Source organism: Klebsiella huaxiensis (genome assembly GCF_003261575.2).
Classification (GTDB): domain Bacteria; phylum Pseudomonadota; class Gammaproteobacteria; order Enterobacterales; family Enterobacteriaceae; genus Klebsiella; species Klebsiella huaxiensis.
The window spans coordinates 4,129,905-4,142,809 of the sequence record NZ_CP036175.1 but is presented as its reverse complement, the minus strand read 5'-3'; the positions used below and the strand labels follow the sequence as shown (position 1 = coordinate 4,142,809).

The following is a 12,905-nucleotide window of genomic DNA, read 5'->3' as shown; positions in this document are numbered from 1 at the left end:
CAGGTAGCCCGACTGAGCACAGCGCCCCGGGAAACCATCGACACGCGATCGCAACCTGGGGCAACGGCTACGGCATAAACCGGTAACCGATCCCCGTTTCGGTGAGCAAATGCTGCGGTCGCGCCGGGTCAACCTCCAGCTTTTGCCGCAGGTGTCCCATATAAATCCGCAGATAGTGGCTATGCTCCACCGCATTCGGTCCCCAGACCTGATTGAGCAGCTGTCGCTGGGTCAGCACCTTGCCAAGATTATTTAACAATACTGCCAGCAGACGAAATTCGATTGGCGTCAGGTGGATCTCTTCGTCGCCGCGAACGATGCGGCGAGCGGGGATATCCACCTCAATATCGGCAAAACGTACCAGCGGCTCGTCGGCCTGCGCACCCGCGTGGCGACGCATGGCCACCCGCAACCGCGCCTGCAGCTCGCCAATACCAAAAGGTTTACTCAGATAGTCATCGGCACCGGCGTCGAGAGCGGCGATTTTATCCTGCTCCTCGGTGCGTGCCGATAACACGATAATCGGCATTTGGCTCCACTGGCGAACTTCGCGAATAAACGCGTTGCCGTCACCATCGGGCAGGCCAAGATCGAGAATGACTAAATCCGGCTTGCGGGTGGCGGCTTCAATCAGCCCGCGTTGCAGCGTTTCCGCCTCAAATACCCGCATGCCGTCGGCTTCCAGCGCGGTGCGCAGAAAGCGGCGGATAGCGTTTTCGTCTTCGATGATCAAAACGTTAATCACATTTCCTCGGCTAACTCTTTCAGTTCAGGGGGCGCTTCTCGCGGCAGTGTAACACGGAAACAGGCACCGCCTTCCGGACGCGTTGCGCCGCTAATCGTCCCGCCGTGGACTTCGACAATGGCCTCACAAATCGCCAGCCCCAGGCCGACGCCGGGAATTGCCGACTCCTTATTGCCGCGAGCGAACTTATCAAAGATAGCCTGTTCCTGCCCCGCTGGGATACCGGGCCCGTTATCCCAGACCTCCAGAAACAAATTATGCGGATCGGTATGCGCCGCAATGCCGATTTGCGCCTGCGGCCCGGCGTATTTCACCGCATTTTCCAGCAGATTAATCAGCACCCGTTCAAATAGCGGACCGTCAACGTGTACCAGCAGTAGCGGGTCCGGCAGCGCAAGCTGAATATGCCGCCCGCCGAGACCCGGCTCCAGCATACGCAAAGCGCTGCCGACCACCTCTTCCAGGGTTAACCACTCTTTATGCAAATTAAAGCCGCCGGACTGGATCCGCGCCATATCGAGCAGATTATTGACCAGCCTGGTGGTGTTCAGCACATGCTGGCGAATCTCATTGGCCTGTGGGGCATGCTTCGAACCCTCGCTGGCGAGATCGAGCGTCAGGATCTCCGCCTGACCAAACAGCACCGTCAGCGGGGTGCGCAAATCATGTGACAGCGCCGCCAGCAGCGAGTTTCGCAGGCTTTCGCGTTCGCTGTTCAGCCGAGCCTGCTCTTCGCTGGCGGTTAACGTCAGCCGCTCCAGCGCGCTGGCGACCAGCAGAGTGAAGGTTTCCAGCAGACGCTGTTGCTCGGGGATCATTAGCTGGCGCAAATTATCCGGTTCTACCACCAGCAATCCCCAGGTACGGGCGGCGCTTTTTAGCGGCAGAATCTGATAGGGCACGCCGGGAAGGGTGTCGGTACCAGCTCCGGCGGGCTGGCCTTTATCGAAGCTCCAGCGGGCAATAGCGTCATCCCAGGTGATGGCTGCGGTTTGCTGGGTTAGCGGCGAGAGTCTTCCGGCATCATCGGGCAGCAGCAGCTGGCTGCGCGCCTGAAACGTCGAGGCAATAAATCGCTCGCTGGTGGTGGCGATATCCTCATGGCTGCGGCCCACCGCCAGCGCTTTTGACATTTCGTAAAGATGACGGGTGCGCTGTTCGCGATAGCGCGCCACCCGCGCCTGATAGCGCACGCCAGCGGTTAGATTGCCGATAAGCAGTCCGACGGTCAGCATCACGCCAAAAGTCAGCAGATACTGCACATCGGAAACAGCCAGCGTACCGCGCGGCGCAACAAAGAACAGGTCAAAGCTGACCACGTTCACCACCGTCGCCAGTACCGACGGCCAACGGCCATACACGAGGGCGATAATCACCACCCCGAGCAGATACAGCATCACCAGGTTGGCGGCTTCGAAGGCCATTAACCACTGCATCGCCACCACGGTAATGACCGCGCACAGCGCGATGGCGACCACGCAGCCCTGAACCTGCAAACGCCATTTTTCCATCGCCGTGCGGCCATCGCTGGCGCGAGCGGGCAGAGGGGCGGTCTTTTCATCCAGCGCGATGACGACCAGATCGAGATCCGGCGCGTGCCGGGCCAGACGATCGGCAAAACCGCTGCGATCCCACCAGCGTCTTTTTTGCTGGCGGCCAATGACTATTTTGCCGAGGTTATGTTCGCGGGCGTAGTGCAGAACGGCCTTCTCTTCCGAAGGATCGGAGAGAGTGGCAGTTTCTGCCCTCAGCTCCTGCGCCAGCCGAAGCGCCGCCAGAATTGCCCGTCGCTTTGCTTCCGGCAGACGATGCAAAGAAGGGGTTTCAACATACACCGCATGCCAGACGCTACCCAGCCTGGCAGCCAGTCGGGCGGCGGCGCGGACCAGCTTTTCGCTACCGGTATTATGGCCAATGCACAGCAAAATGGCGTCGCGGGTGTGCCAGACCTTTTCCTGGCCCTGACGGTCGCGCCAGGCGCGCATCTGCTCATCGACCCGATCGGCGGTACGGCGCAACGCCAGCTCGCGCAGGGCAATCAGGTTGCCTTTGCGAAAGAAGTTTTCGATAGCCCGCTCAGCCTGACCGCCGATATAAACTTTGCCTTCATTAAGCCGCTGGCGGAGATCGTCGGGGGGAAGGTCGACGAGAACCACATCATCGGCGGCGTCAAAAAACGGGTCGGGGACGGTTTCGCGCACCTGTACGCCGGTGATGCCGCTGACCACATCGTTAAGGCTTTCCAGATGCTGGACGTTAACAGTAGTAAAAACGTCGATGCCGGCTTCGAGCAGCTCTTCAACGTCCTGCCAGCGTTTAGGATGTCGCGAACCGGGCGCGTTGCTGTGCGCCAGCTCATCGACCAGGATCAGCGCCGGACGGCGGGCCAGCGCGCCGTCAAGGTCAAACTCTTTAACGTAGCGCCCGCGATGGGAAAGGCGGCGCAGGGGGAGGGTGCTGAGCCCCTCAAGCATTGCCGCCGTCTCTTTACGCCCATGGGTTTCTGCCACGCCAACCAGAATATCCAGCCCCTGGGCGCGCAGCCGCTGCGCTTCCGCCAGCATCGCCCAGGTTTTACCGACCCCCGCGCAGGCACCAAAAAACACCTTCAGTTTTCCGCGATGTGCAGAGGCGGTTTGTTGTAACAGGCGGTCTGGGTCCGGACGCAGCGGCTCGTCACTCATTTCACTTATCCTTTAGGGCATCCAGCGACATATTCAGCTGCAGTATATTTACCACAGGTTGGCCGAGAAAACTGAGCAACGGTTTTTGCGTTGCCTCGTCAACCAACTGGCTGACTTGTTCAACGCTAAGCTGACGTGCTTTGGCGACGCGAGGTACCTGCCACAGCGCAGCGGCCGGGGTCAGGCTGTAATCCAGCCCGCTCGCTGAAGCGGTCACCAGTTCAACCGGCACCGTCGGATTTGCATCCGGGTTGGCGTCGCGCAGGGCCTGTACTCGTTCGCTGATGGCTTTATCCAGCGCCGGATTGCTGGCGGCAAGGTTGCTGCCGCCGGAAGCCAGCGGGTTATCCGCCACCTCCGCCGTCGCGGAAGGTCGGCCCTGGAAATAGCCCGCAGCGGTAAAGTTCTGACCGATCAGGCGGGAACCACGCACTTCGCCGTCAATGCGCACCAGCGAGCCGTTGGCCTGCTGCGGAAACCACCACTGTCCCAGCGCGGTGGTTAATAGCGGATAGACGCCGCCGGTGATGAGCGTTAACAGAATAAAAAGTACAAGAGCCGGACGAATTATTGACATGATTATCTCCTTACAGCAGCCCGGTCAGGGTCAGTAACAGGTCGATAGCTTTGATGCCGATAAACGGCACCAGCAGTCCGCCCAGGCCGTAGACCCACAGATTACGGCGCAGCATCGCCGAGGCCGACAGCGGCTTATAGCTCACGCCTTTCAGCGCCAGCGGGATCAGAAAGACGATAATCAGCGCGTTAAAAATTACCGCGCTTAAAATCGCCGATGAAGGCGAATGCAGATGCATCACGTTAAGCATCGCCAGCGGTGGATAGACGGCGGCAAACGCGGCCGGAATAATGGCAAAATATTTCGCCACATCGTTGGCAATACTGAAGGTGGTTAAAGAGCCACGGGTCATCAGCATCTGTTTACCAATATGCACGACCTCGATCAGTTTGGTGGGGTTGGAGTCCAGATCCACCATGTTGCCGGCCTCTTTTGCCGCCTGGGTGCCGGAGTTCATCGCCACCGCCACGTCGGCCTGCGCCAGCGCCGGGGCATCGTTGGTACCGTCACCGGTCATCGCCACCAGTCGCCCTTCGGATTGATACTGGCGGATCAGCGCCAGCTTGGCTTCCGGCGTGGCTTCGGCAAGGAAGTCATCCACCCCGGCCTCTGCGGCAATGGCGGCGGCGGTCAGGCGGTTATCGCCGGTGATCATCACCGTTTTAATCCCCATTTTGCGCAGTTGAGCAAAACGCTCTTTAATACCACCCTTGACGATATCTTTGAGCGAAATAATCCCCAGCACCCGCTCGCCCTCGGCAACCACCAGCGGCGTTGCGCCGAGGCGCGCGACCTCTTCAACCTGTTTATCGACATCGGCTGGGAAGTGGCCGCCGTTGGCTTCCACGTGGCGACGAATGGCATCGACTGAACCTTTGCGGATCATGCGTTGGTCAATATTGATGCCGCTCATCCGGGTCTGGGCGGTAAACGGCACGAAGGTGGCGTGCAGTGATTGCAGATCGCGCTCGCGCAGATTAAAGCGCTGCTTTGCCAGTACCACGATACTGCGACCTTCCGGGGTTTCATCTGCCAGCGAAGAGAGCTGGGCGGCATCGGCAAGGGTTTTCTCCTCCACGCCCTGAGCGGGCAGGAACGCCGAGGCCTGGCGGTTGCCGAGCGTGATGGTGCCGGTTTTGTCCAGCAGCAGCACGTCGACATCGCCCGCCGCTTCGACCGCGCGACCGCTGGTGGCGATCACGTTAGCGCCGAGCATCCGGCTCATCCCGGCGACGCCGATGGCTGACAGCAGGCCGCCGATGGTGGTTGGGATCAGGCACACCAGCAGCGCCACCAGTACCGTGACGCTCACCGCGTTACCGCTCCAGGCGGAGAAGGGCCAGATGGTGGCGGTGGCGAGCAGAAATACCAGAGTCAGGGCGATAAGCAGGATGGTCAGCGCAATTTCGTTCGGCGTTTTGCGCCGCTGTGCCCCTTCAACCATGGCGATCATCCGGTCAAGGAACGTTTCGCCGGGGTTAACGCTACAGCGGATCACCAGCCAGTCGGAAAGAATACGCGTCCCGCCTGTCACCGAGGCGAAGTCGCCGCCGGATTCACGGATAACCGGCGCAGATTCGCCGGTAATGGCGCTTTCATCTACCGATGCGCCGCCTTCGAGAACTTCGCCATCGCAGGGAATAATATCCCCTGCCTCGACCAGCACCACGTCGCCTTTGCGCAGCTCTTCGGCGGGCACATGATCAATTTGCGCATCGTGCTGCGGCGCGCGTAGTTTGCGGGCAAATGAGGTCTTTTGTACCCCTTTAAGGCTATTGGCCTGCGCTTTACTGCGGCCTTCAGCCATCGCTTCGGCGAAGTTGGCAAACAGTACGGTGAACCACAGCCAGATACTGACGGTGGCGGTAAACCCGGCACTGCCCGCGATCTGTCCGCTTGCCATGGCGATGGCGAGCAGGGTGGTTAACAGGCTGCCAATCCAGACGATAAACATCACCGGGTTACGCCACTGTACTGACGGGCTAAGTTTTTTCACGGCGTCCAGCAGCGCCTGGCGCACCAGCGTCGGCTCCAGCAGGGCTAATGATTTGCGACTCATAACAGGTTGCTCCGCTATCGCTTAAAGTAAGGAAAAGTGTTCCGCCAGCGGGCCGAGCGCCAGCGCGGGGATAAAGGTCAGCGCACCGACCAGCAGTACGGTACCAATCAGCAGTCCGATAAACAGCGCGTCGTGGGTGGCGAGCGTACCGGTACCGGCAGGCTGAATTTTCTTCGTTACCAGCGAACCGGCAATGGCCATCACCGGAATAATGACCGCGAAGCGACCGACCAGCATGCAAAACGCGAGCAGCAGATTCCAGAATGGCGTTGCCGCGCTTAAGCCACCAAAGGCGCTACCGTTGTTGTTAGCCGCCGAGGTAACGGCGTACAGCACTTCGCTGAAGCCGTGCGGACCGGGGTTAAACATCCCCGCGCGCCCGGCCTCGGTCATCATCGCCAGCGCCGTACCGAGCAGCACCAGCGTTGGTGTAACCAGAATGGCCAGCGCAATCATCTTCATTTCGCGGACATCGATTTTCTTACCGAGGTACTCCGGCGTGCGGCCAATCATCAGCCCGGCGATAAATACCGCCAGCATCACGAACAGCAGCATGCCATATAGCCCCGAGCCAACGCCGCCGAACACCACTTCGCCAATCTGCATTAACCACATCGGCACCATCCCGCCCAGCGCGGTAAAGGAGTCATGCATCGCGTTGACCGCCCCGCAGGAAGCGGCGGTAGTGACCACGGCGAACAGGCTGCTGGCGAGAATGCCGAAGCGACTCTCTTTGCCTTCCATATTCAGACTGCTGTCGGCACCGAGGCTTAAAAGATGCGGATTGCCGCGAGTTTCGGCCCACATGACGACCGCCACGCAGACGATAAAGATAAGCGTCATCGCCCACAGGATGGCCCGCCCCTGGCGGCGATCGCCCACGACCTCACCGAAGGCGAAACACAGCGCAGCCGGGATCAAAAAGATCGCCAGCATCTGCACCATGTTGGTCAGCGCGGTCGGGTTTTCAAACGGGTGCGCCGAGTTGGCGTTAAAGAAGCCGCCGCCGTTGGTACCCAGCATTTTAATCGCTTCCTGCGAGGCGACCGGCCCCATCGGCAGCATCTGGCGTACCCCTTCAAGCGATGTAAAACCCTGATACGGCGCAAAGCTCTGCGGCACGCCCTGCTGAATAAAGAACAGCGCAATCAGCAGCGAAATGGGCAGCAGCAGCCAGAGGGTGATGCGGGTCAGGTCGATCCAGGCGTTACCAAGCGTGCTGACTTTCTGTCGGGCGTAAGCGCGAGTAAGGGCAAAGATCACCGCGATGCCGGTGGCGGCGGAGAGGAAGTTTTGCACCGCCAGCCCCACCATTTGGCTGAGATAGCTCATGGTAGCTTCCCCAGCATAGGCCTGCCAGTTGGTGTTGCTGACAAAACTCACTGCCGTATTCAGCGCCAGATCCCAGGACAAGCCGGGTAGGTGCTGCGGATTAAGCGGCAGGAAGCCCTGGAACATAAGCAACGCAAACAGCGCCACCAGACCCAGCGCGTTAAACAGCAGGATGGCGAATAAATATTGATACCAGTTCATCTCCTGCGAACGAATGCCCGCAACACGCCATAATCCGCGTTCGATATCGGCAAGTCCCGGTAACGGGACATCGTTGATCATCGTCGCCAGCGCTGTTCCCAGCGGACGAGCCAGGAGCATCAGTAGCAGAATAAAGCTCGCGATGAGTAAAAATCCTTGAGCTGCCATCAGAATGCCTCCGCATGTATCAAGGCATAAACCAGATAAGCCAGCAACAGGAACACCAGCGCTACGCCAGCGATTACGCCTGCAGTCACAATCCACCTCCGGGTGTCTTTTTGATTTACGAGGAGGATAGGAAGTCGGGCGCAAAGATTTCGCAAAAATTAGCTGCAAGGGTGTAAAAAAAATATAAAAATCACCAATCCCTTAATTTAACTAATGGTTAGTATTAATTTAACCTTTATGTAACTAAGTTACCGGATGAATGTAAATAAAGGCTAAATAAGTGCTTTTTAGTGGTCGGATGAGTAGTAAAATTACAGCCAAGGCGGTACTATTTTAACCAGATACACATTGATACTTTACCGGCGTTGATTGCCGGCCTGACAAAGGGGAGAGAAATTATGGCGTTGTACAAAACTTATCCTGCTCACGTAATCTTCGCGCGTCGCACTTTCGCCGTTGTGGCTGGCGTGGCGGCGCTTCCGGTGATGTTGTTCTGGAAAGATCGTGCTCGTTTTTACAGCTGGCTGCACCGCGTGTGGTCAAAAACCAGCGACCAGCCGGTATGGATGGCGCAGGCGGAAAAAGCCTCCGCAGATTTTTACTGATATCCACATATCGTCTGAACGCTGTAAACCGCTGGTTCGTCCGGCGGTTTTTTTTTGCCTGTTGTGGCTTACACTTATTACTCCTGATGATACAAGGAGCCGTAATGAGCGACACCTGGCTGGAAGACGATAACAAAACCCGCATTTACACCTTACGTGAACTGGATAATCTGCGCCGCGATGGGCTGACCCGGGGCAACCTGGTGGATTTTCATAGCCGCTACAAGCTGATACTGCTGGCGCATTCGCAACCTGAATACCGCCAGATTGGGCCTTTTGTGGCAGCCATGGCCGACTGGCCTTCGCTGGACGCCTTTTTTGACGCCTATCGTGAGCGTCTGGTGACACTGCTGGCTCATCCCTCCACCCGGCAAAATCATACTAATGTGCTCATGCACGTTCAGGGTTATTTCCGCGAACATCTCACTGCCCAACAGAAGCAGGCGTTGACTGCACTTATCGACGACTATCGTTTGGGAAAAGAGCCGCTGCTTGCGCCGGTGAATCAGCTCAAACACTATATGGCCGAATTTCCGGACGCTTATCTCTCCGGCCAGCGCTACTTCACCGGCTGGCCGCAAGCGCTGGACGAATAAAAAATCACTGATTGCAGGAGTTTTATGGCCACCCATCTGGTCTGGTTTCGCGCGGACTTGCGCGTTCACGATAACCTGGCGCTTGCTGCTGCCTGTCGCGATCCTCATGCTCGCGTGGTGGCGTTGTTTATCGCCACGCCGGGACAATGGCGTCAGCACGGCATGGCGTCGCGTCAGGCAGCATTTATTGTCAGTCATCTTGATAGCTTACAAATGGCGCTGGCCGAGCGGGGGATCCCGCTGCTCATTGAACATGCGGAGGACTTCGCCGCCAGCGTGACGCTGCTATCTGAAGTCTGTAAGCGGCAGCAGGTCAGCCATCTTTTCTACAATTACCAGTATGAAATTAATGAACGCCAGCGCGATGCGTTAGTCGAGAAAAACTTACAAGGCGTGATATGTCAGGGTTTTGATGACAGTGTGTTGCTACCGCCCGGCAGCGTGCTGACCGGCAATCGCGAAATGTATAAGGTGTTTACGCCGTTTAAAAATGCCTTTATTCGCCGTTTGCAGGAGGCGCTGCCGGAGTGCGTTGCTGCGCCGAAAGCTCGCGCCGGTGGGGCAATAGATGCAACGGCTGAAGTGAAAATAGACTATTCGCAGACGCCGTTTGATAGCGACCTGTTTGCTGCGGATGAAAAAGCCGCTATCAATCAGCTACGCCGTTTTTGCCAGCAGAAGGCCGCCGATTATGATGAGCAGCGCGACCTTCCGGCCATCGAGGGGACCAGCCGACTGTCGCCATGCCTGGCGGTTGGCGTGCTTTCACCGCGTCAGTGCCTGCATCGCCTGCTGGTGGAGCAACCGCGAGCGCTGGAGGGGGAAGCGGGGGCGGTTTGGCTCAACGAACTTATCTGGCGCGAGTTTTATCGCCATCTGATGGTTTACTACCCGAACCTGTGTAAAGGACGACCTTTTATCGCCTGGACCGATAACGTGGCGTGGTTGGATGATAAATCCGCGCTTCAGGCCTGGCAGCGCGGGCAGACCGGCTTCCCGATTGTCGATGCGGCGATGCGTCAGCTCAATACCACAGGGTGGATGCATAATCGCTTGCGAATGATTGTTGCCAGCTTCCTGGTCAAAGATCTGCGTATCGACTGGCGGCTGGGGGAGCGCTACTTTATCGAACAGCTGATTGATGGCGACCTGGCGGCGAACAATGGCGGCTGGCAGTGGGCGGCGTCAACTGGCACCGATGCTGCACCTTATTTCCGCATTTTTAACCCGACGACCCAGGGAGAGCGGTTTGATAAAGCGGGGCAGTTTATTCGTCACTGGTTGCCGGAGTTGGCCGATGTGCCGGAGAAAGCGGTGCACCAGCCGTGGCAGTGGGCGGAGAAAAATGGTGTGACGCTGGATTACCCGCGCCCGATTGTCGATCACAAACAGGCGCGGCTGGAGACGCTGGCGGCCTGGGAAGCCGCCAGAGAACTTAAGACTCCAGCGCCAGACGACGAGTCCTGACCTTCACCGAGTGGTACAGCCAGATAACCAGCACCAGGCCGACGCAGGCCAGCGAGCCCCAGGTGATCTGGCTGAACACCTCGATATAGGCGTTAATGGAGTAGTTAACGGCTCCGGCGGCGTCGAACGAACTTTGTGAGGTTTGGTCGGCAATCACCCCCGCCAGATAGTTGGCGATGGCCCCGGAGAGCAGCATATAGATGCCGGTCAGTACGCCGGTCACGCCAGGGATCTCAATACGGGTAATTTGCGACATCGCCACCGGGTCGATAAACAGCTCGGCGAAGCCCATCACCGCCAGCCCTAGCACCATCAGCGGCATTGAGGATTGCCCGTAAGCCGCCGACCAGCGCGCGCTCAGCGTCAGGATACAAAAACCGGCGCTCATCAGGCCGAGGCCCAGCGCGAACTTGCCCCAGATACGCACGGTACGGTTGCCGTTGATATTCTCTTTCACCAGCCACGCCAGCACGACCCCGCAGAGCATGACTGCAAAGGCGTTAACCGACTGGAACATCGCCGTCGGTATCTCGTAGCTCATAAAATGGCGGTTCACAAAGCGGTCTATATACAGGCTGATTGAGCTACCGCCCTGTTGCGCAAATGCCCAAAACAGCAGGCTGAAGCAGGTCAGCACCATAATCAGGCGCAGCTCTTTACGCTGTTTGGCAGTCTCTGCACGCAGGTAGATACGCGCCAGAACCGTCAGGCCAATAATCGTCGCCACAATCAGCGCATACACCGACCACTCCTGCCAGAACAGCACGGTAATCAACAACGGTGCCGTGACCAGCAGTACCAGCAGCCAGGCCCAGTTTGGCAACACGAAATTCCGCGCCCGCAACGCTTCGCGATTCACGCCCCGGGTGTGACGGAAGTGATGATTACCGCAAAGGAAAATGACCAGCCCGGCGATCATCCCGACTGCCGCCAGGGCGAAGCCCATTGCCCAACTGTACTCTTCCTGCACGTAGCCACAGGCGATTGGCGCAATGATCGACCCCACGTTACCCGCGGCATACATCAGCGAGAAGCCGCCATCGCGACGCGGATCGGTGGGTTCGTACAGTTCGCCGAGCAGACAGCTGACGTTGGATTTAAACAGCCCGTAGCCGCAGACGATAATCGCCAGCGACAGATAGAGGAAGGTGGGAGCCACTTCGCTGGCACCGAGCACCAGATGACCGACAGCCATCAGCAGGGCGCCAATCATCACCGCCATGCGGTTGCCGAGCAGCTTATCGGCCAGAAAACCACCGAGAATAGGGGTAACGTAAACCAGAGAGCAGTAGGCGCTGAACAGTTCGTACGCATGGTTATCGTCATACTTAAGCTGATTGGTGAGATACAAAATCAGCAGTGCGCGCATACCGTAAAAACTGAAATATTCCCAGATTTGCAGCGCGACGACGTAATAAATCGCCCGCGGCTGTGAAGATGATGTGTTCATTTAACGTTCTGTCCTGCCATAAAAAGGAAAGTCGATCTTTCTGCATGAATAGCCATCAACTAGTGATATTCATGGCCTTATAGGCTTTCTGGTTATTTAATATGCTGTAATAGTGCATAAATATACACGAATGCGCGTAGGAGGGAGTAGACAAATCGCGGGTTTTTGCTAAAAGTCAAAACAGACGCCGAAGCGGCAGAACTATCGACGGAGCGGGCGGATAACGCTATGTTATTCCTTTGCATTACACGAAGACCTGATGGAGCGATAATGAAAAATAGCGAACTGGAACAACTGATTAATGAAAAACTGAATAGCGCGGCCATCAGCGATTACGCCCCCAATGGGTTACAGGTGGAAGGGCGCGAGACGGTGCAAAAAATCGTGACCGGCGTGACCGCCAGCCAGGCGCTGCTTGATGAAGCCGTACGCCTGGAGGCCGATGCGGTGATTGTTCATCATGGTTATTTCTGGAAAGGCGAATCGCCAATTATTCGCGGCATGAAGCGCAACCGCCTCAAAACGCTGCTGGCTAACGATATCAACCTCTATGGCTGGCACCTGCCGCTCGACGCTCACCCGGAGCTGGGTAATAACGCTCAGTTGGCTTCATTACTTGGCATTAATGTGATGGGCGAAATCGAGCCGCTGGTGCCGTGGGGCGAACTGTCGATGGCGGTATCCGGGCTGGAGCTGGCCTCGTGGATTGAAGCACGGCTGGGGCGTAAACCGCTGTGGAGTGGTGATACCGGGCCGGACAAAGTGACCCGCGTGGCGTGGTGCACCGGCGGCGGCCAGAGCTTTATCGATAGCGCGGCCCGTTTTGGCGTTGATGCGTTTATTACCGGTGAAGTTTCGGAGCAGACCATCCACTCGGCGCGCGAACAGGGGCTGCATTTCTATGCCGCTGGTCATCATGCCACCGAGCGCGGCGGTATTCGCGCGTTAAGCGAATGGTTGACGGAAAACACCGAACTGGATGTCACGTTTATTGATATTCCGAACCCGGCTTGATGAACGG

10 protein-coding genes and 1 pseudogene are annotated in these 12,905 nt (G+C 57.7%); 4 read left to right on the top strand and 7 right to left on the bottom strand.

Annotated elements, in window-relative coordinates:
- Window positions 1–67: 67 nt before the first annotated feature.
- Genes kdpE through kdpF form a run of 6 tightly spaced genes read right to left on the bottom strand, consistent with a single transcriptional unit; the run spans window position 68 to window position 7,855 of the window.
- Window positions 68–745, bottom strand: coding sequence for a two-component system response regulator KdpE (gene kdpE, locus DA718_RS19835; protein WP_112214493.1), 678 nt, complete (start codon window positions 743–745; stop codon window positions 68–70).
- Complete coding sequence (kdpD, locus tag DA718_RS19830) at window positions 742–3,429, bottom strand: two-component system sensor histidine kinase KdpD (RefSeq protein ID WP_112214492.1); 2,688 nt, start codon at window positions 3,427–3,429, stop codon at window positions 742–744. Before kdpD ends, kdpE begins: the two co-directional genes overlap by 4 nt.
- A 1-nt stretch (window position 3,430) precedes the next feature.
- Window positions 3,431–4,006 (bottom strand): potassium-transporting ATPase subunit KdpC, encoded by a 576-nt coding sequence (gene kdpC / locus DA718_RS19825; protein ID WP_112214491.1) that lies wholly within the window; start codon window positions 4,004–4,006, stop codon window positions 3,431–3,433.
- Window positions 4,007–4,016: 10 nt separating this feature from the next.
- Window positions 4,017–6,065 (bottom strand): potassium-transporting ATPase subunit KdpB, encoded by a 2,049-nt coding sequence (kdpB, locus tag DA718_RS19820; RefSeq protein WP_112214490.1) that lies wholly within the window; start codon window positions 6,063–6,065, stop codon window positions 4,017–4,019.
- A gap of 21 nt (window positions 6,066–6,086) precedes the next feature.
- Entirely contained in the window at window positions 6,087–7,766 is a 1,680-nt protein-coding gene (gene kdpA, locus DA718_RS19815) for a potassium-transporting ATPase subunit KdpA (protein WP_112214489.1), read from the bottom strand.
- A complete protein-coding gene (gene kdpF, locus DA718_RS19810) occupies window positions 7,766–7,855 on the bottom strand; it encodes a K(+)-transporting ATPase subunit F (protein ID WP_112214488.1) in 90 nt (29 codons plus the stop codon). The genes kdpA and kdpF overlap by 1 nt, the downstream gene beginning before the upstream one ends.
- A gap of 309 nt (window positions 7,856–8,164) precedes the next feature.
- Here kdpF and DA718_RS19805 point away from each other — a divergent pair, with 309 nt between their 5' ends.
- From DA718_RS19805 to phrB, 3 genes and pseudogenes are all read left to right on the top strand, one after another.
- Window positions 8,165–8,371 (top strand): YbfA family protein, encoded by a 207-nt coding sequence (locus DA718_RS19805; protein ID WP_110277323.1) that lies wholly within the window; start codon window positions 8,165–8,167, stop codon window positions 8,369–8,371.
- Window positions 8,372–8,475: 104 nt separating this feature from the next.
- A pseudogene (locus DA718_RS19800) lies at window positions 8,476–8,967 on the top strand (DUF1722 domain-containing protein); the annotation flags it as partial.
- Between the two features lie 24 nt (window positions 8,968–8,991).
- On the top strand, window positions 8,992–10,434 hold the full coding sequence (gene phrB / locus DA718_RS19795; RefSeq protein WP_112214486.1) for a deoxyribodipyrimidine photo-lyase: 1,443 nt from the start codon (window positions 8,992–8,994) through the stop codon (window positions 10,432–10,434).
- On the opposite strand, the gene dtpD is transcribed toward phrB, so the two are convergent.
- Window positions 10,403–11,884 (bottom strand): dipeptide permease DtpD, encoded by a 1,482-nt coding sequence (gene dtpD / locus DA718_RS19790; protein ID WP_112214485.1) that lies wholly within the window; start codon window positions 11,882–11,884, stop codon window positions 10,403–10,405. The genes phrB and dtpD overlap by 32 nt on opposite strands.
- A 270-nt stretch (window positions 11,885–12,154) precedes the next feature.
- Here dtpD and DA718_RS19785 point away from each other — a divergent pair, with 270 nt between their 5' ends.
- Window positions 12,155–12,898 carry a type 2 GTP cyclohydrolase I gene (locus DA718_RS19785; protein ID WP_110277319.1) on the top strand — a complete coding sequence of 248 codons (744 nt, stop codon included), beginning with the start codon at window positions 12,155–12,157 and terminating at the stop codon, window positions 12,896–12,898.
- The last annotated feature ends 7 nt before the right edge of the window (window positions 12,899–12,905 follow it).

What these genes read in the sequence shown, in the direction of transcription:
- phrB (WP_112214486.1), top strand. Translation starts at nt 8,992, where the DNA reads ATGGCCACCCATCTGGTCTGGTTTCGCGCGGACTTGCGCGTTCACGAT.
- kdpB (WP_112214490.1), bottom strand. Translation starts at nt 6,065, where the DNA reads ATGAGTCGCAAATCATTAGCCCTGCTGGAGCCGACGCTGGTGCGCCAG.
- kdpA (WP_112214489.1), bottom strand. Translation starts at nt 7,766, where the DNA reads ATGGCAGCTCAAGGATTTTTACTCATCGCGAGCTTTATTCTGCTACTG.
- kdpC (WP_112214491.1), bottom strand. Translation starts at nt 4,006, where the DNA reads ATGTCAATAATTCGTCCGGCTCTTGTACTTTTTATTCTGTTAACGCTC.
- dtpD (WP_112214485.1), bottom strand. Translation starts at nt 11,884, where the DNA reads ATGAACACATCATCTTCACAGCCGCGGGCGATTTATTACGTCGTCGCG.
- DA718_RS19805 (WP_110277323.1), top strand. Translation starts at nt 8,165, where the DNA reads ATGGCGTTGTACAAAACTTATCCTGCTCACGTAATCTTCGCGCGTCGC.
- kdpD (WP_112214492.1), bottom strand. Translation starts at nt 3,429, where the DNA reads ATGAGTGACGAGCCGCTGCGTCCGGACCCAGACCGCCTGTTACAACAA.
- DA718_RS19785 (WP_110277319.1), top strand. Translation starts at nt 12,155, where the DNA reads ATGAAAAATAGCGAACTGGAACAACTGATTAATGAAAAACTGAATAGC.